The 18,868-nt window shown below is 62.5% G+C and carries 22 protein-coding genes and 1 pseudogene; 15 read left to right on the top strand and 8 right to left on the bottom strand.

Translation table 11 applies throughout. The features are described from left to right. Position 1: 1 nt before the first annotated feature. The 3 genes from DXY35_RS03240 to DXY35_RS03230 all read right to left on the bottom strand — a co-directional run bounded on the left by DXY35_RS03240 (position 2) and on the right by DXY35_RS03230 (position 2,318). Positions 2–715, bottom strand: a complete 714-nt coding sequence (locus DXY35_RS03240; RefSeq protein WP_115081008.1) for a cytochrome c biogenesis CcdA family protein — start codon at positions 713–715, stop codon at positions 2–4. Between the two features lie 54 nt (positions 716–769). After that, a complete protein-coding gene (locus tag DXY35_RS03235; protein ID WP_371681725.1) occupies positions 770–2,008 on the bottom strand; it encodes an FtsW/RodA/SpoVE family cell cycle protein in 1,239 nt (412 codons plus the stop codon). Between the two features lie 109 nt (positions 2,009–2,117). Continuing rightward, the gene (locus tag DXY35_RS03230) at positions 2,118–2,318 is read right to left on the bottom strand and encodes a hypothetical protein (protein ID WP_115081005.1); all 201 of its coding nucleotides are present in this window, start codon (positions 2,316–2,318) and stop codon (positions 2,118–2,120) included. A 96-nt stretch (positions 2,319–2,414) separates the two neighbouring features. On the opposite strand from DXY35_RS03230, the pseudogene DXY35_RS03225 reads away from it, so the two are divergent. Then, positions 2,415–3,223 (top strand): annotated as a pseudogene (locus DXY35_RS03225) (TlyA family RNA methyltransferase). Between the two features lie 57 nt (positions 3,224–3,280). Here DXY35_RS03225 and DXY35_RS03220 read toward each other — a convergent pair. The 4 genes from DXY35_RS03220 to DXY35_RS03205 all read right to left on the bottom strand — a co-directional run bounded on the left by DXY35_RS03220 (position 3,281) and on the right by DXY35_RS03205 (position 7,860). Further along, positions 3,281–3,481, bottom strand: a complete 201-nt coding sequence (locus DXY35_RS03220; protein WP_006851140.1) for a phycobilisome linker polypeptide — start codon at positions 3,479–3,481, stop codon at positions 3,281–3,283. Between the two features lie 5 nt (positions 3,482–3,486). Continuing rightward, complete coding sequence (apcB, locus tag DXY35_RS03215; protein ID WP_006849956.1) at positions 3,487–3,975, bottom strand: allophycocyanin subunit beta; 489 nt, start codon at positions 3,973–3,975, stop codon at positions 3,487–3,489. A 39-nt stretch (positions 3,976–4,014) separates the two neighbouring features. Beyond that, a complete protein-coding gene (locus DXY35_RS03210) occupies positions 4,015–4,500 on the bottom strand; it encodes an allophycocyanin (protein WP_114989510.1) in 486 nt (161 codons plus the stop codon). A gap of 408 nt (positions 4,501–4,908) precedes the next feature. After that, a complete protein-coding gene (locus DXY35_RS03205; RefSeq protein ID WP_115081003.1) occupies positions 4,909–7,860 on the bottom strand; it encodes a phycobilisome rod-core linker polypeptide in 2,952 nt (983 codons plus the stop codon). A 146-nt stretch (positions 7,861–8,006) separates the two neighbouring features. On the opposite strand from DXY35_RS03205, the gene DXY35_RS03200 reads away from it, so the two are divergent. From DXY35_RS03200 to DXY35_RS03135, 14 genes are all read left to right on the top strand, one after another. Continuing rightward, the gene (locus DXY35_RS03200; protein WP_115081086.1) at positions 8,007–9,176 is read left to right on the top strand and encodes a bifunctional 2-polyprenyl-6-hydroxyphenol methylase/3-demethylubiquinol 3-O-methyltransferase UbiG; all 1,170 of its coding nucleotides are present in this window, start codon (positions 8,007–8,009) and stop codon (positions 9,174–9,176) included. A gap of 46 nt (positions 9,177–9,222) precedes the next feature. Beyond that, positions 9,223–9,561 (top strand): hypothetical protein, encoded by a 339-nt coding sequence (locus DXY35_RS03195; protein WP_115081001.1) that lies wholly within the window; start codon positions 9,223–9,225, stop codon positions 9,559–9,561. A 24-nt stretch (positions 9,562–9,585) separates the two neighbouring features. Continuing rightward, positions 9,586–10,311, top strand: a complete 726-nt coding sequence (gene atpB, locus DXY35_RS03190; RefSeq protein WP_006852023.1) for a F0F1 ATP synthase subunit A — start codon at positions 9,586–9,588, stop codon at positions 10,309–10,311. A gap of 170 nt (positions 10,312–10,481) precedes the next feature. Further along, a complete protein-coding gene (gene atpE, locus DXY35_RS03185; RefSeq protein ID WP_006851467.1) occupies positions 10,482–10,730 on the top strand; it encodes an ATP synthase F0 subunit C in 249 nt (82 codons plus the stop codon). Between the two features lie 69 nt (positions 10,731–10,799). Further along, positions 10,800–11,264, top strand: a complete 465-nt coding sequence (locus DXY35_RS03180) for a F0F1 ATP synthase subunit B' (RefSeq protein WP_114989507.1) — start codon at positions 10,800–10,802, stop codon at positions 11,262–11,264. After that, positions 11,264–11,746 carry a F0F1 ATP synthase subunit B gene (locus DXY35_RS03175; protein ID WP_114989506.1) on the top strand — a complete coding sequence of 161 codons (483 nt, stop codon included), beginning with the start codon at positions 11,264–11,266 and terminating at the stop codon, positions 11,744–11,746. The genes DXY35_RS03180 and DXY35_RS03175 overlap by 1 nt, the downstream gene beginning before the upstream one ends. Continuing rightward, a complete protein-coding gene (atpH, locus tag DXY35_RS03170) occupies positions 11,746–12,294 on the top strand; it encodes an ATP synthase F1 subunit delta (RefSeq protein WP_115010103.1) in 549 nt (182 codons plus the stop codon). Before DXY35_RS03175 ends, atpH begins: the two co-directional genes overlap by 1 nt. Positions 12,295–12,351: 57 nt before the next feature. Continuing rightward, entirely contained in the window at positions 12,352–13,872 is a 1,521-nt protein-coding gene (atpA, locus tag DXY35_RS03165) for a F0F1 ATP synthase subunit alpha (protein WP_114989504.1), read from the top strand. A gap of 13 nt (positions 13,873–13,885) precedes the next feature. Further along, a complete protein-coding gene (locus DXY35_RS03160; protein WP_114989503.1) occupies positions 13,886–14,836 on the top strand; it encodes a F0F1 ATP synthase subunit gamma in 951 nt (316 codons plus the stop codon). Positions 14,837–14,939: 103 nt separating this feature from the next. After that, complete coding sequence (locus tag DXY35_RS03155) at positions 14,940–15,650, top strand: putative 2OG-Fe(II) oxygenase (RefSeq protein WP_115081085.1); 711 nt, start codon at positions 14,940–14,942, stop codon at positions 15,648–15,650. A gap of 32 nt (positions 15,651–15,682) precedes the next feature. After that, a complete protein-coding gene (locus tag DXY35_RS03150; protein ID WP_114989502.1) occupies positions 15,683–16,012 on the top strand; it encodes a 2Fe-2S iron-sulfur cluster-binding protein in 330 nt (109 codons plus the stop codon). 41 nt (positions 16,013–16,053) lie between these two features. Beyond that, complete coding sequence (locus DXY35_RS03145; RefSeq protein WP_244272892.1) at positions 16,054–16,194, top strand: hypothetical protein; 141 nt, start codon at positions 16,054–16,056, stop codon at positions 16,192–16,194. Next, positions 16,191–17,243 (top strand): DUF3326 domain-containing protein, encoded by a 1,053-nt coding sequence (locus tag DXY35_RS03140; protein ID WP_115080997.1) that lies wholly within the window; start codon positions 16,191–16,193, stop codon positions 17,241–17,243. The genes DXY35_RS03145 and DXY35_RS03140 overlap by 4 nt, the downstream gene beginning before the upstream one ends. Then, positions 17,243–17,671: a YchJ family protein gene (locus tag DXY35_RS03135; RefSeq protein WP_115080995.1), complete on the top strand. Its 429-nt coding sequence runs from the start codon at positions 17,243–17,245 to the stop codon at positions 17,669–17,671. The genes DXY35_RS03140 and DXY35_RS03135 overlap by 1 nt, the downstream gene beginning before the upstream one ends. Here the strand turns inward: DXY35_RS03135 and ald are convergent. Then, positions 17,668–18,807, bottom strand: coding sequence for an alanine dehydrogenase (ald, locus tag DXY35_RS03130; RefSeq protein ID WP_114989499.1), 1,140 nt, complete (start codon positions 18,805–18,807; stop codon positions 17,668–17,670). The two genes, DXY35_RS03135 and ald, sit on opposite strands and share 4 nt — an antisense overlap. Between the last annotated feature and the right edge of the window lie 61 nt (positions 18,808–18,868).

The following is an 18,868-nucleotide window of genomic DNA, read 5'->3' as shown; positions in this document are numbered from 1 at the left end:
ATCAGCTCCAGCGGGCCAGCAGGGTGAGTAGGCCGCTGGTGAGCAGCACCACTCCACTGGCTGGCGGCACCCAGCGACTGATGCCCCGCAGGGCGAGCAGTTTGGGGATGGCTGCTGCAAAGGTGCCCGCCAGCAGCAAGGGCAGCACTTGGCCGAAGCCGAAGCTGCTGAGCAGGGCCACCCCTGCCAGGGGACGTCCGCTCTGGGCAATCCAGCCCAGCAGCACCGCCAACACGGGGGTGGTGCAGGGTGAGGCCGCCAGCCCGAAGGCCAGTCCTGCTGCAACCGGCGCCAGCGGGGCCGGCACCTTCTGACGCCATTGCTCCGGGTCTGGACCGCTGGGCAGTGGAATCCGAAGCACCCCCAGCAGGTTGAGCCCCATCGCTACCGCCAGGATCGCCACCAATGTGGGGATCAGTGCCGGCACCTGGCCGTAGATCCGGCCCAGCAGTCCGCTAATGCTTCCCAGCACCACCAGGGCACCGACGATGCCGCCGCAGAAGGCGAGGCTGCGCTGCCAGGCCGGTTGGCCATCGTCAAAGCCCGCCAGGTAGGCCAGCGTCACCGGCAGCAAGGACAGGGAACACGGCCCAAGACTGGTGAGGGCGCCGCCACCAAACACCAGTGCCAGCGTCAGTGGGCCTGGATCCGCCAGGGCGCGCTGCAGCAGCTGCTCGCTGCTCTGGGCCAAATCGGAGAGCAGCAGCAGGTCCACAGGTGCCCTTGAGTGTGCAAAGCCTATCCAGGCAAGCCTGTCACCAGACCAGGCTCAGCGTTGACGCAACGACCGTTGGCGCCCGTTGGATCGTCCCCCGATCAAGCCGGTGGATTCCAGTGAACAGCGGATCAGCAGACCCAGGATCACCAGGCTCGACATCAGGGAGTTGCCGCCGTAGCTGATCAAAGGCAGTGGCAGACCGGTGGTGGGCATCGCCCCAGAGGCCACTGCGATGTTCAGGATCGACTGGCCCACCAGGATCGTGGTGCAGCCGATGGCCACGAGCCGGGTCTGGTTGCTTCGGCAGCGCAGGGCCACCCGCAGCCCCACCCAGGCCACCATCATCAGGAACAGCAGCAGCAGCACCGAGCCCACGAAACCAAATTCCTCGGCGAACACCGCGTAGATGAAGTCGGTGCTCTGGATGGGCAGGTATTGGAGCTTTTGGGTGGAGAGGCCATAGCCCTGCCCCATCCAACCGCCCGATCCGATCGCCAGCAGGCTCTGCACCAGCTGATAGCCATCTCCCCTCGGATCGTTCCAGGGATCAATGAAGGAAACAACCCTGAGCCATTGGTATTCGTTTTTCGAAATGCTCCAGCCGGCGAGAGCGATGCCGCCCAATGCTGTCCCAAGCAGACTTCGCCAGCGCAGCCCAGCCGCCAGGGCCACCATCCAGAGCGTGAGTCCCATCAGGGCCGCTGTGGAGAGGTTGGGTTGCTTGAGGATCAGTAGCAGCAGCCCGCCGAAGCTCCCCAGCCAGAGAAGCTTCTGGTCGAGGCTCATCCGGCTCCAGGGAGCGAACAGGTTGGCGGCCTGCAGCACAACGAAGGGTTTCACCAGCTCCGAGGGCTGCATCTGCAGCGGGCCCAGCACCAGCCAACGGCTGGCGCCGTTCACCGTGGTTCCCATCACAAGGGTGGCGGCGATCAGCAGGCAGCCCATCCACAGTCCCGGGCCTGACCAGCGCAGCCATCGCCTCAGGTTGGTGGAAATCGTGATGCCCAGCAAACTCCAGCTGGCCAGGAGCCAGATCGCCTGCCGTTTCAGATAGAAACCGCCATCGCCCATTTCCCGCAGGGCCACCCACCAGCTTGCGGACGCCAACACCACCAGCCCTGCCACACTCCAGAATCCCGCCAGCCCCATCAGCAAGCGAGCTTCTGCTGGCCAGAGCTTCCAGGGCAAGGGCAGCAGCCGCTGAACCAGAGCCAACGTCTGAGTTTCTTGCTTACCCCGTCGTCTCGAAGCTCTTTGTGGGGCTGTCGCTTGACCCAAACGTTTGCTCAACCAGCATCAATGCACCATTGAGCCGTGAAATGGTTGCCTTGCCAAGGCACTGATTGAAGAGAATTGTTGGCTGGGAGTCTTTGCAGGGCTTGATGAGCAGCGGTTTCGCTTACGCAACGTTCAACCGCTCATGCTCAACTTCCCATTGCACGTGGGATCCCCAGGATTGCTGGCGCACCCAGCAGCGCCCCCCGCGGCAGTGAAGCACCTGGAAGGGCGGCAGATCGCAGGGCTGGTTGTCGAGTCGCACAAAGCTGCCCGGCTGCAACAGCGGCATCACCTTGGCGGGTTGGGGGCGGTGGTTGGACACGTCCCTCGACGCGAATTGAGGAAATCCTCCAGGCAGAACACGTTCCAGCCGCTGGATCGCCGGTTTTCTTCGGGATCGGTCTGCTTTTATGTCGCAATGGCGTCCAAACAGCGTCTTGATCTGGAACTCCTGACCCGTGGATTGGTCAGTTCACGCCAACAGGCGCAGCAATTGATTCGTGCTGGAAAGGTGCGGGATGGCGCCGGCACCCTGTTGGACAAGCCCGGAACGGAGGTGACGCCGGAGCGAGAACTGCGGGTGGAGCAGCCCCCCCCGCTTCGTCTCTCGAGGGGGTGAAAAACTGTTGGCGGGCTTGAAGGCTTTCCCTGTACTGGTGGAGGGGCGCGTCTGCCTGGATGGCGGCATCTCCACCGGCGGCTTCACCGATTGCCTGCTGCAGCATGGCGCCACCCGTGTTTATGGCGTTGATGTGGGTTACGGCCAGACGGCCTGGAGCCTGCGAACCGACGAACGGGTGGTGCTGCGGGAACGCACCAACCTGCGCCATCTGCAGCCCGACGATCTCTATGGAGCCGACGACCCCTGGCCCAGTTTGGCGGTCACCGATGTGTCGTTCATTTCCCTTCGGCTGATTCTTCCGGCGTTGCGCCGGTTGTTGCGGGGGGGGCGAGACCGATGCGCTGGTGCTGGTGAAGCCGCAGTTTGAGGTGGGCAAGAGCCGCGTTGGCAAGGGCGGCGTGGTTCGTGACCCTGCGGCCCACCGGGATGCCATTGAATCCGTGATTGGAGCGGCGGCTGAATCGGGTTGGCAGCCCCAGGGCTTGGTGGCTTCGCCGATCACAGGGCCTGCCGGCAACCACGAGTACGTGCTCTGGTTGGGGGAGGGAGATGCCGCTGTTCTTCCGGATCTCGATGCTTTGGTGGCGCAGACCCTCCATAGTTGATGGCCAATAAAAAAGCCCGGTATTGAACCGGGCTCGTAATTCGCTTTGGAGCGGAGTTCAGTTGCCGACGTTGACCTGCTGACCCCCGGTGCAGAGCTCCACCTTGATGATGCGGCCGCCCTGCTTTTGGATCCGCTGTTGTTCAGCGAACCAGCTGTCGTAGGGCACCCACTTGGTGAAGAAGGTGTTCTGCAATTCGCGCTGCGTCCGAACCTTTTCAGGGCTGGGGATGCAGGCGGTGACCTTGAACAACCGCATGGGGCTCAGTTGCCGAGACCGGAGCAGATGTAGTCGAAGTAGACACCCATTTCCTTGCCGGCATCAGGGCCGACCAGTCCGGCGGTGACTTCCTTCATGGCCTGGATGGCCTGGACGGTGGCGCCAATGGGCACGCCCAGGGAGTTGTAGGTCTCTTTGAGGCCGTTCAGAACACGCTCGTCGAGAATCGAGGTGTCGCCAGCCAACATGGCGTAGGTGGAATACCGCAGGTAGTAGTCCAGATCGCGGATGCAGGCGGCGTAGCGGCGGGTGGTGTACATGTTGCCGCCCGGACGGGTGATGTCCGAGTACAGCAGAGCTTTGGCCACGGCATCGCGGATGATGGCCGAAGCATTGGCGCTGATGGTGGCGGCAGCGCGCACGCGCAGTTCACCACTGGCGAAATACGACTCGAGGCTGCCCATCGAAGCCGTGTCCAGGTAGAGGCCCTGGACGTCCGACTTGTTGATGACGTTGGTGATGGCGTCTTGCATGGATCCGTGAGGAGGCGAGAGGGAAAATCAGCGTGCGGTTCAGGCGAGGGCGCCAACCACGTAGTCGAAGTAGGTGCCGGCTTCCTCTGCGTCGGCTCCAGTGAGGAGGCCCATGGCGACGATTTTCATTTCGCGCACGGCTTCTGCCATGGCTTCCAGGGGAGTGCCCAGGGAGCGGTAGAGCTCTTTCGCGCCGATCACACCGATCTCTTCGATCGGAGTGACATCACCGGCAACGATGCCGTAGGTAACGAGGCGGAGGTAGTAGTCCATGTCACGCAGACATGTGGCGGTCATCTCTTCGCCGTAGGCATTGCCGCCGGGGGAGATGACGTCGGGACGCTTCTGGAACAGCTGACCACCAGCCTGCTTGACGATGCGCTCGCGGCTCTCGCACAGGACCTGGGCCACGCGCAGACGGCGTTGACCGCCGGTGACGAAGGCTTTGATCTGGTCGAGTTCGCCAGGGCTGAGGTAGCGGGCTTCGGCGTCCGCGTTGATGATCGAGTTGGAGACGATGCTCATGCAGTTCTGCCTCGAAACAAGCGGCCGCCCGTAGGAGACCGGTATCCGGTGAATAAGGGGTGATCCCGAGGGATCGCGTCCCAGACTAAAGGCTGGGACAGGGGGTCGAAGCGTTGGGAGTGGGACTTGTTCACATCGGTCAACACTGACCGTGGTGAGGTCGCTCCCTTGGATTCGGCTGATGCATTCTGCGCTGGCATTGGCCAGGGAGATTTGGCCAGGTAACAGTTCTTCACGGCGCATTTGTTCTGCGGAGAAGCCTTGGCATCACTGCGATCTGTGAGATCGCCCCTGATGTGGTCACGACGCACAAAATGATCCCGATGAAGCCTTACTTCACCGGGATCGGATCACAAAAACCACAGTGATTTGTGGATGCTGTTTGTCAGCGAAATGGAGACCCGAGGATCAGATCGCGTCGCCTGTGGGAGGAGTCAGGCCTGCATTGCCGCGGTAGAGCGAGGCCGTGCGCTGGATGGTGGCTTGGTTGACCCCTGATGCGGTCGCCATGCCGTCGATGCGGGGCACCGTCGTGGTCATCCGTTCCGCCAATAGTTCAGTCACGGCAGCGCCATGACCCGCTTGTGCGCGGGTGATCAGGAAGCGGCTGGTTTCCGCTGGGGTGGTGGCCCGTCCCAGCAGAGCCAGACCTGCTGCGGACGCGGCCCGAAGCGGTGCCATCGTGGCGATTCGGTTCTGAAACGCTTCGCTCATCGCTACTTCAGCAATGAACTCGGTCAGGTCAATGTCCTGATTCCGCAGTCGTGATTCCGCGCTGATCAGACGCTCATTCCCTGTGGGGACACGGTTGAGAAGCTGCTTGTATGTTGCATTTACAGCAGTCTGGAGCTCATCTTCGCTGCACGGCTGTTTCAGCTCCAGCGTCGCGGGAAGTCCACCCCGCAAGCGGAATCCTTCAGCGCCTTCTGTGACAAGAGCCATCCCCATGCGTGGGAGTGCTTGCCCGCTCCGCGCATTGGAAGAAATCAGCTCAACGCTCCACGACCGGCCACCAATGCTGGTTGGCGTTGAGTTGCTGGCTCGCCGCATCGGGAAGCCAGTCCTGTTGGACGCAAGACGTTGTTGACGCACTACCGACAGCCAACTGGGCGCAGCGGAGTTTCCGCTCGTCGTTGTTGTGAACTCTTGGGTGGCTGTTTTTTGCGTGTCGGGCAGGTTGCGTGGCGTCACATCGCCACTACTGCGGAATGCCTCGGACCGCTGTGTTTCTGGACGGCTGCTGAGGGTGAGGTCAGCGGCAGCCTCAAGCTTGAGAGCACGTGACCAGCCTGGAGTTCGGCGTGCAGTCACATCACCAGGTGTGATGAAACGTTCGTAGGGGACTGTGTCGGCCCCAAAAGCTTCGCTGTAGTCCTTGCTGTCGATTAGTGCGTCCACCACGCCGTAGAAGCCCTGTCTTGCGGCTGTATCGAAGAGCGCATCGATTTCCCAGCGGCCGAAGGTGGGTCGGCCCAGCAAACGCCGATGCATCACTTCGATCGCCTTCACGATGTAGAGACCGCTCCAGTAGCGGCGTCGGAAAGCATCGGATTTGGCGACTGCCTTAACAAAATCCTTGAGCGAGATGTCTCCGTTTTCGAGGCGGGCTTCATCAGAGCTCATCCGCTCTCCCGCATAGCCGGCGTTGCCGAGCACTTGCACGTAAACAGCCTTGATGACGGCTTGTGTGCTGGCCTCAGTCGTACGGACGCTGGGTTGACCGCCTCGCCCTGGATTCACAGTGCCACCCGTGGCGATCTGCTGAAGTCGCATCACACGTGGACCACCCTTGCGGGGGCGGCTCTTGCGGAAGCTGGCGCTGTCCAGCTGTCCGGGGCTGTTGAGCCCGTTGCTCACCAGAAGTCGGCGGCTGTCATAGCCGTAAGGCGCTGGCCGTGTTGCTACCGAGGCGGTTCCGCTCGGGAAGATGGCGCCGAATTTGTTCGCCACCGGATCATTGCCACCCCCGTAGACGTGTTGGTCGGCAAAGGGCTGGCGGTAGGAGGCGTAGAGGGTGACGTACTGCGGTGCGCCATCGAACGGAGCGCTGAAGTTGAACAGCTTGCGGTTGGAGCCCCAGCCGGCACTTTCCTGAGCTTCCGTTCCGAGATCCCGGAGGTAGGGAACGGTTTCTTCTCCGAAGGCCTGGGCGTATTCAGAGGAATTCACCAGCACATCCACAAGACCGTTGAGGCCTTGGTCGCTGAGGATCGCGAACGACTTGCGGAATTCCTCGAGGGAGCTGATGCCCCGGCCGAGGAAGTGGCGGTAAGCCAGTTCCACCACGCGGCTGTTGACGAAACCGTCGTGGAACTGCTGGCGGTATTCCTTGCTGCGGCCGAGGGCGCGAACGAATTCGCGCATTGAGATCTGGCCCTGGGCAACCGCGCTGGCTTTGTCTGCACAGGGGGTCTGGGAGTAGCCCTTGGCGATGTCGCGCTCAAACACCTGGCGGTAGGCGGCACGAATGATTTCTGCCTTCTCGGCACCCGACAGACCCGGCCGCATTTCAAACAGCTGGCGTCCCTCGGAGGCCAGGGCGTAGATCGCTGGCAGCTGCAGGCCCTGTTGCACCGCACTCCCCTGGCGTTGCTTGGTGCTGGGAGTGGGGATGGCCAGCTCCTGCAACAGCACGTTGAAGCAGTCGATGGTCATCTGACGGGCTTCAGGACGATCCCTGAGCAGCTCCGCTGAGGCGGCACGCATTTCCTGAAGGGCCACATTGGTGGCGGCCAGGGAGCAGTTTTCGAGAAGGATGTCCCGGAGCCCGCGGGTGTTCACCGCAAGGATGCTGGGGTCTCCGGCGACCAGTGCGTAGCCCACGTAGCGCAGGAACCAACCCATGTCGCGCACCGACTTGCGCATGAAGGCCGGGCCGTATTTGGCCACGCTGATGGCGTTGAAGCCTGTGGGAAGTACCACTCGAATATCAGCATCCCCTCCGGCTCCTTCCAGCAGGCGGGTGAGGAAGTTGCCCCGCTTGGTGCTATTGCTGTCGCCGGTGAAGGTGCGCACCGACTGCTCAAAAGCGGCTTGGTCAGCAGCCAGCGGGGTGGCTTCCTGAGCTGTTGAACGCTCGGTTTCGCCCGTTGTCAGCGGTGCTTCAAGGAAGGAGAGGGGCGTACCTCCCACAAAAATTCTGTTGGCGGCGCGGGCCACGATGGCCTCGGCGTTGGCCGCAATGATCCGGGACGCTTCGATCCGGTCCTGACCGGTTCGGAAAAAGGTCACAAGACTGTCCAGTTCCCCGTTGTCAGGGAAACGGTCCTGCTGCTCTGCCTGACGGACGCTGGAGAGCGGCAGCGTGTCGAACAGTTGGGGAGACACGCGCGGGCTGCCGCTGCTGGCGGTCACTGTCATCGACGAAAGCAAGCCGGATCGCGCCACGTTACGGCTGCTGGGATGGCCCTCCGTGGCCCCATGAACAAATGTTTGCAGGCCTTGCGGTGCTGCAGGGGATCCACGGGTCTGACGTGAAAAGCTCGCAGGCGCGAAATCAGCGCTGCATGACCCACCCCAAGCCCAGTGATGCTGCGACTCCCGTGGTGAGTGCGTTTTATGACCGCTTCCCCTTCCCAGGGGATCCACTGCAGGACGGACCGCCACCTGGATACAACTGGCGCTGGTGTCATCGCAGCGTTTTAGCTGCAGTGCACGGATCGATCCCTTCGGGGATGAAGGCGCCGCGGATCCTCGATGCCGGCTGCGGAACCGGGGTGAGCACCGATTACCTCTGCCATCTCAATCCGGGGGCTGACGTGCTCGGGGTGGACATCAGTGATGGGGCTCTGGCGGTGGCCCGGGAACGTTGCCAGCGCTCCGGGGCGGTCGAGCAAGTGACCTACCTGCGTCAGGAGCAGCGCAGTCTTCTTGATCTGGCCGACGAAGGGGCCTTCGACTACATCAATTCGGTGGGGGTGCTGCATCACCTGGATCAGCCGGAGGCGGGGCTGCGCTCCCTGGCGGATCGCCTGGCTCCGTCGGGTCTGCTGCATCTCTTTCTTTATGCCGATGCCGGTCGCTGGGAGATTCATCGCACCCAGAAAGCGCTGAGTCTTCTGAATGCCGGCACAGGCTCGGAGGGCCTGCATCTGGGGCGGGAGCTGTTCGAGACCCTGCCGGAGGGCAACCGCCTGGCCCGCCATCACCGGGAACGCTGGGCTGTGGATTGCGCCCCTGACGCGAATTTCGCGGACATGTACCTGCACCCGCAGGAAACCAGTTACGACCTCGAGCGCCTCTTCGCGTTCATCGAAACGGCGGGTCTGCATTTCGCCGGCTTCTCCAATCCGGAGGTCTGGGATCCAGCCCGCCTTCTTCAGGGAGAGCTGCTGGAACGAGCCCAGGCCTTGCCACCGCGTCAGCAGTGGGAGCTTGTGGAGCAGCTGGATCCCGACATTAGCCACTTCGAGTTCTTTCTCTCTGCGGCACCAGTGGAGCGAGCTTGCTGGAGTGATGAGGCCCTCGGCCAGGCCAGGGGTTTGGTTCAGCCCTGCCTCTGGGGAGAACCCGATCCGATTCTTGGTCGCAACATGGAGCCCATTCAGCTCACGGATGCCGACCGCTCCCTGCTGCGGACTGTCGCTGAGCAGCCGCAACAGAGGCTGGGGGCCCTTGCGTCTCCGGATCAGATCCGCGATCTTGTGGATCGCCAGCTGCTGCTGTTGCAGGAATAACAGCAGCGAACGCGTGATAGATTCCGCGCGCCATTTCAGGCAGCGCTTGGAGGATTTTTACCGTCTTCAACGTCGCCTGCTGTTGGCCACCGTTCTGGTGTCACTCGTCACGGTTCCGATCGTGGCTCTCACCATGAATCTCTCGGTGGCCGGCAGTGTTCTTGTGGGCTCCTGCGCCGGACTTCTGTACGTGCGCTTGTTGGCTCGCAGTGTGGCCCGGCTCAGTGACCAGTCCCGTGGACTGGGGCGTTTTCAGCTCATCGTTCCAACACTGCTTGTGGTTGGTTCGGCCAAGCTGCCTCAGCTCGATCTGCTGCCGGCCTTCCTGGGATTCCTTCTCTACAAGCCCGCCCTGATTCTTCAGCACGTCCTCGACGACCGCTGAGTCTGAGCACTTTCCTCTGCACCCATGGCTTTGTTGCCCTTACCACTCCCGTTCGCTGAACTGGAAGTGGGTCACCACCTGTACTGGCAGATCGGCGATCTGTATCTGCATGGTCAGGTGTTCCTGAGCTCCTGGATCCTGATCGGCATCCTCCTGGCTGTGGTGCTTGTCGGCACCCGCGGGATGAAGCGTGACCCGATCGGTCTGCAGAACCTGCTCGAATTCCTCTGGAATTTCATCCGCGATATCGCCCGCGACAACATCGGCGAGAAGTACTACCGCGACTGGCTGCCGTTCATCGGCACCCTGTTCCTGTTCATCTTCGTGAGCAACTGGGGCGGAGCCCTGATCCCCTGGAAGATCTTCGAACTCCCTGAGGGTGAGCTCGGCGCTCCCACCGCAGACATCAACACCACCGTGGCGATGGCTCTGCTGGTGTCACTGGCGTACTTCTATGCCGGCCTGAGCCGTAAGGGTCTGCGCTTCTTCGAGCTTTACGTGGAGCCGACCCCGATCATGCTCCCGTTCAAGATCATCGAGGAATTCACCAAGCCTCTCTCCCTCTCCTTCCGTCTGTTCGGAAACATCCTTGCCGACGAATTGGCAGTGGGAGTTCTGGTGTATCTGGTTCCGCTGATCGTGCCCCTGCCTGTGATGCTTCTGGGTCTGTTCACCAGTGCCATTCAGGCTCTGATCTTCGCGACCCTGGCGTCCTTCTACATCGGTGAAGGCCTTCACGAGGCCCACTAAAAACCGATCCCCTCTATCGCCTGAGAACGGCGATCTGCTAAACACATCCGCGCGCAGGTCCGGCATTGCAACCGGGCCCGTTCCTTCGGGAATGTCCCTGCGCGGGGGGAACCGATCCCCAAGTCCATTCCGTACAGCGCTCCCCAGCGCTTCCCCTTACACCACCCAACATGGATTCCATCACCTCCGCCGCTTCCGTTGTGGCTGCTGGCCTGGCAGTCGGCCTCGCCGCCATCGGCCCTGGTATCGGTCAGGGCACCGCGTCCGGCGGCGCTGTTGAGGGCATCGCCCGTCAGCCCGAAGCCGAAGGCAAGATCCGCGGCACCCTGCTGCTGTCCCTGGCGTTCATGGAATCGCTGACCATCTACGGCCTGGTGGTGGCTCTGGTGCTTCTGTTCGCCAACCCCTTCGCCGGCTGATCAGTGCAGGGGGATCGCTGATCCCCCTCCTGAACTTCTTGTTTCGATTCCTTCCCAGCGCACCTTTCCATGACCTGGCTTCTGCTCGCTGAAGCAGGTGTTCCGGAGGGAGGTCTTTTTGACCTCGATGCCACCCTTCCGCTGATGGCGGTTCAGGTGGTTCTCCTCACCTTCCTGCTCAATGTCCTCTTCTTCCGTCCGGTCGGCAAGGTCGTGGAAGATCGCGAGGGCTACATCTCCACCAGTCGTGCTGATGCCAAGCAGAAGCTCGCCCAGGTTGAACGCCTGGAGGCTGATCTGGCTGAACAGCTAAAAGGTGCCCGCCAGGCCGCTCAGGCCGTGATTATCGAGGCGGAACAAGAAGTTGACCGGCTTTACCGCGAAGCACTGGCCCAGGCGGAAGCTGAAGCCAACCGCACCAAAGAGGAAAGCCGTCGTGCCATCGAGGCCGAGCGTGAGTCCGCCCGAACCCAACTCAAGGGCCAGGTGGATCAGCTGAGCACCACGATCATCAACCGTTTGCTGGCCGCGTGATGTCTCTCAATTTCAATCCGCTCGAAACCAATCTGGTCAACCTGGTCATTGTGATCAGTCTCCTGGTTTGGTTCCTGCGCGGTTTCCTGGGAGGAATCCTGGAACGCCGCCGCGCCGCCATCCTTCAGGACCTGCAGGACGCAGAGTCCCGCCTGAAGACCGCCACTGAAAACCTGAGCCAGGCTCAGTCCGAGTTGGCTGCTGCCCAGCAGAAAGCCGAGAAGATTCGTGCTGATGGTCAGGCCCGCGCCGCAGGCATTCGTGCCGAAGGCGAGAAACGCACCATCTCTGCGATGGCTGCCGTCAAGGCCGGTGCCGATGCTGATGCAGAGGCCGATGCTGCCCGGATCAAGGACAGCCTCCGTCGTGAAGCTGCTCTGGCGGCAATCGACAATGTTCTTGCCCAGCTTCCGGGTCGTCTCGACGCCAGTGCTCAGGCCAAGTTGATCGATTCCACCATCAAAAATCTGGAGAACGCCTGATGCCTCTCCTCAACTCTCTGGCCACCCCCTACGCCGAAGCATTGCTTCAGGTCACCGAAGCCCGAGGTGAGTCTGAAACCGTTGCTGATCAATGCAAGCAACTGCTTGCGATCTGGAACGATTCCGAAGACTTCCGCGACGCCATGGTGTCTCCGGTTCTTGAGCCGGATGCCAAAAAGCAGGCCCTCAAGGCCCTCGTGGGTGAGCAGGTCACCCCGTCCGTTCTCAACCTTCTCAAGGTCTTGGCGGATCGGCAGCGACTCCTTGCCTTCGATGCGGTGATGCTTCGCTACCTCGAGCTCTATCGCGAGCAGCAGGGCATCACCCTGGCTCAGGTCCGCTCAGCCCAGGCTCTCAGCGAAGAGCAGCAAGCGGCCCTCTCCAAGAAGGTGCAGGCCATGGCCGGCACCAACAAGGTCGACATCGACCTCAGTGTGGATCCGTCCCTAATCGGCGGTTTCGTCGTGAGTCTCGGATCTCAGGTGATCGACGCCAGCCTTTCTGGCCAGGTTCGTCGCCTCGGTCTGGCACTCGCCAAGGCGAGCTGACCTCACTTCTTCCTCCACCGCTTCTTCCCCCCACACTCCCAGCTGGGATCACACGCCATGGTTTCCATCCGTCCCGACGAGATCAGCGCCATCCTCAAGCAGCAAATTGAGGACTACGACAAGTCGGTTTCCGTCAGCAATGTCGGCACCGTTCTCACCGTGGGCGACGGCATCGCCCGCGTTTACGGCCTGCAGCAAGCCATGGCCGGTGAGCTCCTCGAATTCGAGGACGGCACCGAAGGCATCGCCCTGAACCTCGAAGACGACAACGTCGGCGCGGTGCTTATGGGTGAGGGATATGGCATCCAGGAAGGCAGCACGGTGAAGGCCACCGGCAAGATTGCTGCTGTGCCCGTGGGTGAAGCCATGCTGGGCCGGGTGGTGAACTCCCTGGGCCGTGCCATCGATGGCAAGGGTGAAATTGCCACCAGCGAGACGCGCCTGATCGAATCCATGGCGCCCGGCATCATTCAGCGCAAGTCGGTGCATGAGCCGATGCAGACCGGCATCACCGCTATCGACGCGATGATCCCCGTCGGCCGTGGCCAGCGCGAGCTGATCATTGGTGACCGCCAGACCGGCAAGACCGCCATCGCCATCGACACGATCCTGAACCAGGCGGATCAGGACATGATCTGCGTCTACGTCGCCGTGGGTCAGAAGGCTGCTTCTGTGGCCAACGTCGTTGAAGTGCTGCGTGAGCGCGGAGCCCTCGACTACACCGTGATCGTGGCGGCCAACGCTTCCGAGCCCGCTGCGCTGCAATACCTGGCTCCTTACACCGGCGCCTCCATTGCCGAGTACTTCATGTACAAGGGCAAGGCCACCCTGGTGATCTACGACGATCTCTCGAAGCAGGCTGCTGCCTACCGCCAGATGTCGCTCCTGCTGCGTCGTCCGCCCGGTCGAGAGGCTTACCCCGGCGACGTCTTCTACTGCCACAGCCGTCTGCTCGAGCGTGCAGCCAAGTTGTCTGACGCCATGGGCAAGGGTTCCATGACCGCCCTGCCGATCATTGAGACCCAGGCCGGTGACGTTTCGGCCTACATCCCCACCAACGTGATTTCGATCACGGATGGTCAGATCTTCCTCAGCTCTGACCTGTTCAACTCCGGTCTGCGTCCTGCGATCAACGTGGGTATCTCCGTGAGCCGGGTGGGCGGTGCTGCCCAGACCAAGGCCATCAAGAAGATTGCCGGCACCCTCAAGCTGGAGCTGGCCCAGTTCGACGAGCTGGCCGCCTTCTCCCAGTTCGCTTCTGACCTGGATGCTTCCACCCAGCAGCAGCTGGAGCGCGGCAAGCGTCTGCGTGAACTGCTCAAGCAGCCTCAGTTCAGCCCCCTGATCCTGGCTGAGCAGGTCGCCATCGTTTACGCCGGTGTGAAGGGCCTGATCGACGACGTCCCCGTCGACAAGGTTGTTGATTTCTCCCGCGAACTGCGTGAGTACCTCAAGTCCAACAAGGCTGAGTTCATCACCGAAATCCAGGAGAAGAAAGTGATGAGCCCTGAGGCTGAGGCGATCCTCAAGGACGCCATCACCGAAGTCGTGTCCACCATGGTCGCCTCTGCGGCCTGAAGGAGCTGCCGACATGGCGAATCTCAAGGAAATCCGAGACCGAATTAAGTCGGTCAAAAACACCCGCAAGATCACCGAGGCCATGCGCCTGGTGGCTGCGGCCAAGGTGCGTCGCGCCCAGGAGCAAGTGCTCCGCAGCCGTCCCTTCGCGGATCGGCTGGCCCGGATCCTGGAAAACCTCCAGTCCCGCATGGGTTTCGAAGATGCGGCATCTCCCCTGATGCAGCAGCGCAATGTGGAGACCATCACCCTGGTGGCGGTCACCGGCGATCGCGGCCTGTGTGGTGGCTACAACGCCAACATCATCAAGCGCACGGAACAGCGTTTTGCTGAGCTGAAGGGAAAGGGCTTCGACGTGAAGCTGCTGCTGATCGGCACCAAAGCCATCGGCTACTTCACCCGTCGGGACTACCCGATCCAGGCCACCTTCTCCGGTCTGGAACAGGTGCCCACCGCCGATGAGGCCAACACGATCTCCACGGATCTGCTGGCTGAGTTCCTGGCCGAAAGCACCGACCGCGTCGAACTGATCTTCACCAAGTTCATCAACCTGGTGAGCTGCAAGCCCGTGGTTCAGACCCTTCTGCCCTTGGATCCTCAGGACATCGCTGATCCCGAGGATGAGATCTTCCGTCTCACCACCAAGGACGGCCTTCTGACGGTGGAGCCTGGTGCAGGCCCTGCCAACACCGAGCCGAAGATTCCTTCGGACATCGTGTTTGAGCAGACCCCTGAACAGTTGCTGAATGCACTGCTTCCGCTGTATCTGCAGAACCAGATGCTGCGTTCCCTGCAGGAATCGGCAGCCTCCGAGCTGGCCAGCCGGATGACGGCCATGAACAACGCCAGCGACAACGCCAAGGAGTTGGCTAAGAGCCTCACCCTTGACTACAACAAGGCCCGTCAGGCTGCGATTACCCAGGAGATCCTGGAAGTTGCAGGTGGCGCCGCCGCTGTTGGCTAACCATTTCGGCTGATCTTTTCGGTCGATCGATTCATAGACAGCCGGTCCTTCGGGGCCGGCTTTTTTGTGTTGTGTTTACGGTGAAGCGGAGCGGTTTGAGGGCGTGGGCGTGCTTCAGCTTCATCAGCTCTTCCCCACCGTCGTGGCAACGACGCAATTTCCTCTCGACCCTCTGCAGCAGGCGTCCTGCATGCAGGCTCTTTTGGAGCTTCGCGGCCCGGCCGAGGGCAACCCCAATGATGGCTGCGCCTGGACGGGGGACCTGCATGGGGTGTGGCAGCTGCATCAACAGCAGCCCTTTCAGGCCTTGGCTCAGTTGGTGGTTGAGCAGGCCTGGAGTTATCTCGATTCGCTTGGGTTTGAGCGAAGCCAAGTGGCTCTGCATCTGCAGCGTTGCTGGCCGGTGATCAGTGATTGGGATCAAGCGGTTGGCCGCCACCATCACCCCAATGCCCATCTCAGCGCTGTTCTGTACCTCACGGGTAACGGCTCGGGAGAAGAAGGCGTGTTGCGGCTGCATGCGTCCGATCAACCCAATGAGTTGGTGGCGGGTTTGGCGGTGGGTTACGGCTGCCCGATTGCTGAAGGCCACCCGTTCAATCAGGCCCACTGGGATCTGGCCCCACGCCCCGGTTTACTGGTGCTGTTTCCGTCGAGCCTGCACCACAGCGTTCTGCCCAACGACTCCCCAGATGAGCTGCGCTGTTCCATCAGTTTTGATTTCGTGCTGACAGCACCCGTGCAGGGTGGTTCGCCGGAATATCTGGCGCCCCACCCCCGCCATTGGGACTCGCTGGACGAGCCCATTGCCTGAGAGAATGCGGCGTCTTCTCTGTTGAGCCCGGCATGTCCGACGTGGCCACCTACACCGTCCGCGCCGAGTTCGAAGGCGAAACCCACAGCTTTCCCTGCCGCGCTGACCAGACGGTGCTGAATGCTGCTGAGGCCGCTGGCATCACCCTCCCCAGCTCCTGCTGCTCCGGGGTATGCACCACTTGTGCTGCGGTGATCAGCGAGGGCAGTGTTGAGCAGCCCGATGCCATGGGTGTGAAGGGTGAGCTTCAGCAGCAGGGCTACAGCCTGCTGTGCGTGGCTTTCCCGCGGGCTGATCTCACCCTCAAGGCGGGGCAAGAGGATGCGCTCTACGAAGCCCAGTTCGGTCAATACCAGAAGTGAGGCTCCACAGCCTGCAACGCCAGTTTCCTTGGCCCGCTGATGTGCCATTGGTTGAGCTGCGCAACTGGATCCGTCAGCAGTTGGCTCAGGAGGGTGATCTGCTGCGGTGGGCTCTTACCGCAGTGCACTCCAGTGCCGATGGTGCTCGCACCCTTCAAGTGGAGGCAGTGATCAGCGCGTGAGCTCGGCACCGCTGCCAACGCTGATGCTGGTGCCCACGGGCATCGGTTGTGACATCGGTGGCTACGCCGGTGACGCCCTGCCGTCAGCCCGCTTGCTTGCTGCAGCGAGCGGCTGCCTGATCACCCATCCCAATGTGATGAACGGGGCTTCGCTGTATTGGAGCGACTCCCGCGTGATCTATGTAGAGGGTTATGGCCTCGATCGGTTTGCCGTGGGTGACTGGGCCCTGCGGCCGGTGCGAAGGCAACGGATCGGCTTGCTGCTGGATGTCGGCATCGAGCCCGAGCTGGCCCAGCGCCAGATCCAGGTGGCTGAGGGCTGCCGAGCCAGCCTGGGTTTGGAGATCGGCCCGGTGGTTTCAACGGATGCGCCGCTTGAGGTGACACTTGAGTGTGGTGCCAGTGGCGCCAGCTGGGGGCGATTGGGGCGTCCTGATGCCTTGTTGCGAGCCGGTGAACGCTTGAAGCAGGCCGGGGCGACGGCGATTGCGGTGGTGGCCCGCTTCCCGGAGGATCCGGAGAGTGACGCGTTGGCGGCGTATCGCCAGGGCAGTGGCGTGGATGCTCTGGCCGGTGCTGAAGCGGTGATCAGCCACCTGCTGGTGCAGCACCTGCAGATCCCCTGTGCCCACGCGCCCGCTTTGGACCCTTTGCCCCTGGATCCGCAGCTGGATCCAAGGGCGGCGGGTGAGGAGCTCGGCTACACCTTCTTGGCTTGCGTGCTGGTGGGGCTGAGCCGGGCACCGGATCTGGTGAGCGCCCCCCGGCAGCCTGGCGATCTTGATGCGACGCAATTGGGGGCGGTTGTGGTGCCCGCGGGCGCCCTCGGGGGTGAAGCGGTGCTGGCTTGTTTGGAACGGAATGTTCCGCTGATCACAGTGGAGAACCCCGCGGTGCTGTCGGTCACGGCCGATGCCCTTGGCTTGAGCCAGGGCGTTCTCCATGCAAGCAGTTACAGCGAGGCAGCAGGGTTGGTGTTGGCGCTGCGGGAGGGATTGAGTCCGGCGTCCCTGGGCCGGCCACTGCCAGCACTGCAACGGTTGGATTGATGCCTGGCGGTTTTGGTGGAGCCTTCGATCAGAGCCCTTGCCCCTGTGGGGGTTGTGTTTATCGCAGCTGCTGCGGGCCCCTGCATCGCGGCGATCAGCGTGCCGAAACGGCTGAACAGCTGATGCGCTCTAGATATTCAGCTTTTGCGCATGGCGAGATCGACTATCTGCTGGCCACCCATCCCGAGCCGGATGTTCCAGCACAGCAGCGGCGTCGTTCCCTGGAGCGGAGTTGCCGGCAGACCCGTTGGCTCGGCTTGACGGTGCTGGCTGTCAGCGCCGGCGGCCCGCGGGATCTGGAGGGAACGGTGCAGTTTGAAGCCCGTTACCGCGGTGGGGTGCTGAAGGAAACCTCCCTGTTTCAGCGGCGCGACGGCGCGGAGGATGGTCCTTGGCTCTATGTGGGTGCACTCCACTTGGAGGGCTAACGCAGGCAGGCCATCGGATGCCGCGGCGGCACCCCCAGTGCTTTGGCCACGCCGGGGTGGCAGACCGATCCCTGCACCGTGTTCAGGCCGGAGATGAGTTCCGGTCGTTCCGTCACCGCTTCCTCCAGGCCCCGCCCGGCAATGCCCAGGATGTACGGGAGGGTCACGCTCACCAGGGCTTCGGTGGAGGTGAACGGCACCGCACCAGGCATGTTGCCCACGGCGTAGTGCTGCACGCCGTGGATGGTCACGGTGGGATCGCGGTGGGTTGTCTCCTGGCTGGTGGCGATGCAGCCGCCTTGGTCGATGGCCACATCCACGATCACCGAACCGGGCCGCATCTGCTTCACCATCTGCTCATCCACCAGGGTGGGGGCGCGCCCACCGGGGGTTAGCACGGCTCCGATCACCAGATCCGCCGTTGGCACCAACCGTTCCAGAAGCCCGCGGCTGCTCACCACACTCATCAAGCGACCGCGCCGGTCGGCCTCCAGGCTGCGCAACCGCTGGGGTGAGCGGTCGAGCAGCAACACTTCGGCATCCATGGCGGCGGCCGTTCGTGCGGCATTCCACCCCACGGTGCCGGCGCCAAGCACCACCACCCGGGCCGGTTGCACGCCGGTGCAGCCCCCCATCAGCACGCCGCGGCCGCCGTGGGGTTTCTCCAGCAGGTGAGCTCCAACCTGGGCCGCCAAGCGCCCCGCGATTTCGCTCATCGGTGCCAGCAACGGCAGGCTGCCGTTCTCCAGCTGCACGGTTTCGTAGGCGATGGCAGCGGTGCCTGCCTCCAGCAGGGCCTCGCCAACGCTGGGATAAGCGGCCAGGTGCAGGTAGGTGAACAGCACCATGTCCTTCCGCAGATAGACAAATTCCTCCGCCTGCGGTTCCTTCACCTTCACCACCAAATGGGCGCCCCAGGCCTCGTCGCGGCTCACCATTTGGGCACCGGCGGCGGCGAAGGCGTCGTCACCGATTCCCGCTCCAGCCCCGGCTCCGGTTTCGATGCGCACCTCCAAGCCTTGGCTCACCAGTTCCCGCACCGCATCGGGAGTCAGCGCCACGCGCTGCTCATCGAGCTTGATCTCCTTCGGCACACCGATGCTGGCCATCGGGGCCGAGAGAACGGAGGCTGCCATGGCGGCTTCAAGGAGATCCCTTCAATCTGGCTCCGCTGCGCGCAACCCGCCACATCTCAAG

Origin of the sequence: Synechococcus sp. N32, assembly GCF_900473895.1 — a bacterium.
Lineage (GTDB): Bacteria > Cyanobacteriota > Cyanobacteriia > PCC-6307 > Cyanobiaceae > Parasynechococcus.
This window is presented reverse-complemented; position numbering and strand designations above follow the sequence as displayed.

Coding starts and splice junctions, on each gene's coding strand:
- DXY35_RS03220 (WP_006851140.1), bottom strand. CDS start 3,481: ATGCGGTTGTTCAAGGTCACCGCCTGCATCCCCAGCCCTGAAAAGGTT.
- apcB (WP_006849956.1), bottom strand. CDS start 3,975: ATGCAAGACGCCATCACCAACGTCATCAACAAGTCGGACGTCCAGGGC.
- DXY35_RS03210 (WP_114989510.1), bottom strand. CDS start 4,500: ATGAGCATCGTCTCCAACTCGATCATCAACGCGGACGCCGAAGCCCGC.
- DXY35_RS03205 (WP_115081003.1), bottom strand. CDS start 7,860: ATGACAGTGACCGCCAGCAGCGGCAGCCCGCGCGTGTCTCCCCAACTG.
- DXY35_RS03200 (WP_115081086.1), top strand. CDS start 8,007: ATGACCCACCCCAAGCCCAGTGATGCTGCGACTCCCGTGGTGAGTGCG.
- atpB (WP_006852023.1), top strand. CDS start 9,586: ATGGCTTTGTTGCCCTTACCACTCCCGTTCGCTGAACTGGAAGTGGGT.
- atpE (WP_006851467.1), top strand. CDS start 10,482: ATGGATTCCATCACCTCCGCCGCTTCCGTTGTGGCTGCTGGCCTGGCA.
- DXY35_RS03180 (WP_114989507.1), top strand. CDS start 10,800: ATGACCTGGCTTCTGCTCGCTGAAGCAGGTGTTCCGGAGGGAGGTCTT.
- DXY35_RS03175 (WP_114989506.1), top strand. CDS start 11,264: ATGTCTCTCAATTTCAATCCGCTCGAAACCAATCTGGTCAACCTGGTC.
- atpH (WP_115010103.1), top strand. CDS start 11,746: ATGCCTCTCCTCAACTCTCTGGCCACCCCCTACGCCGAAGCATTGCTT.
- atpA (WP_114989504.1), top strand. CDS start 12,352: ATGGTTTCCATCCGTCCCGACGAGATCAGCGCCATCCTCAAGCAGCAA.
- DXY35_RS03160 (WP_114989503.1), top strand. CDS start 13,886: ATGGCGAATCTCAAGGAAATCCGAGACCGAATTAAGTCGGTCAAAAAC.
- DXY35_RS03150 (WP_114989502.1), top strand. CDS start 15,683: ATGTCCGACGTGGCCACCTACACCGTCCGCGCCGAGTTCGAAGGCGAA.
- DXY35_RS03135 (WP_115080995.1), top strand. CDS start 17,243: ATGCCTGGCGGTTTTGGTGGAGCCTTCGATCAGAGCCCTTGCCCCTGT.
- ald (WP_114989499.1), bottom strand. CDS start 18,807: ATGGCAGCCTCCGTTCTCTCGGCCCCGATGGCCAGCATCGGTGTGCCG.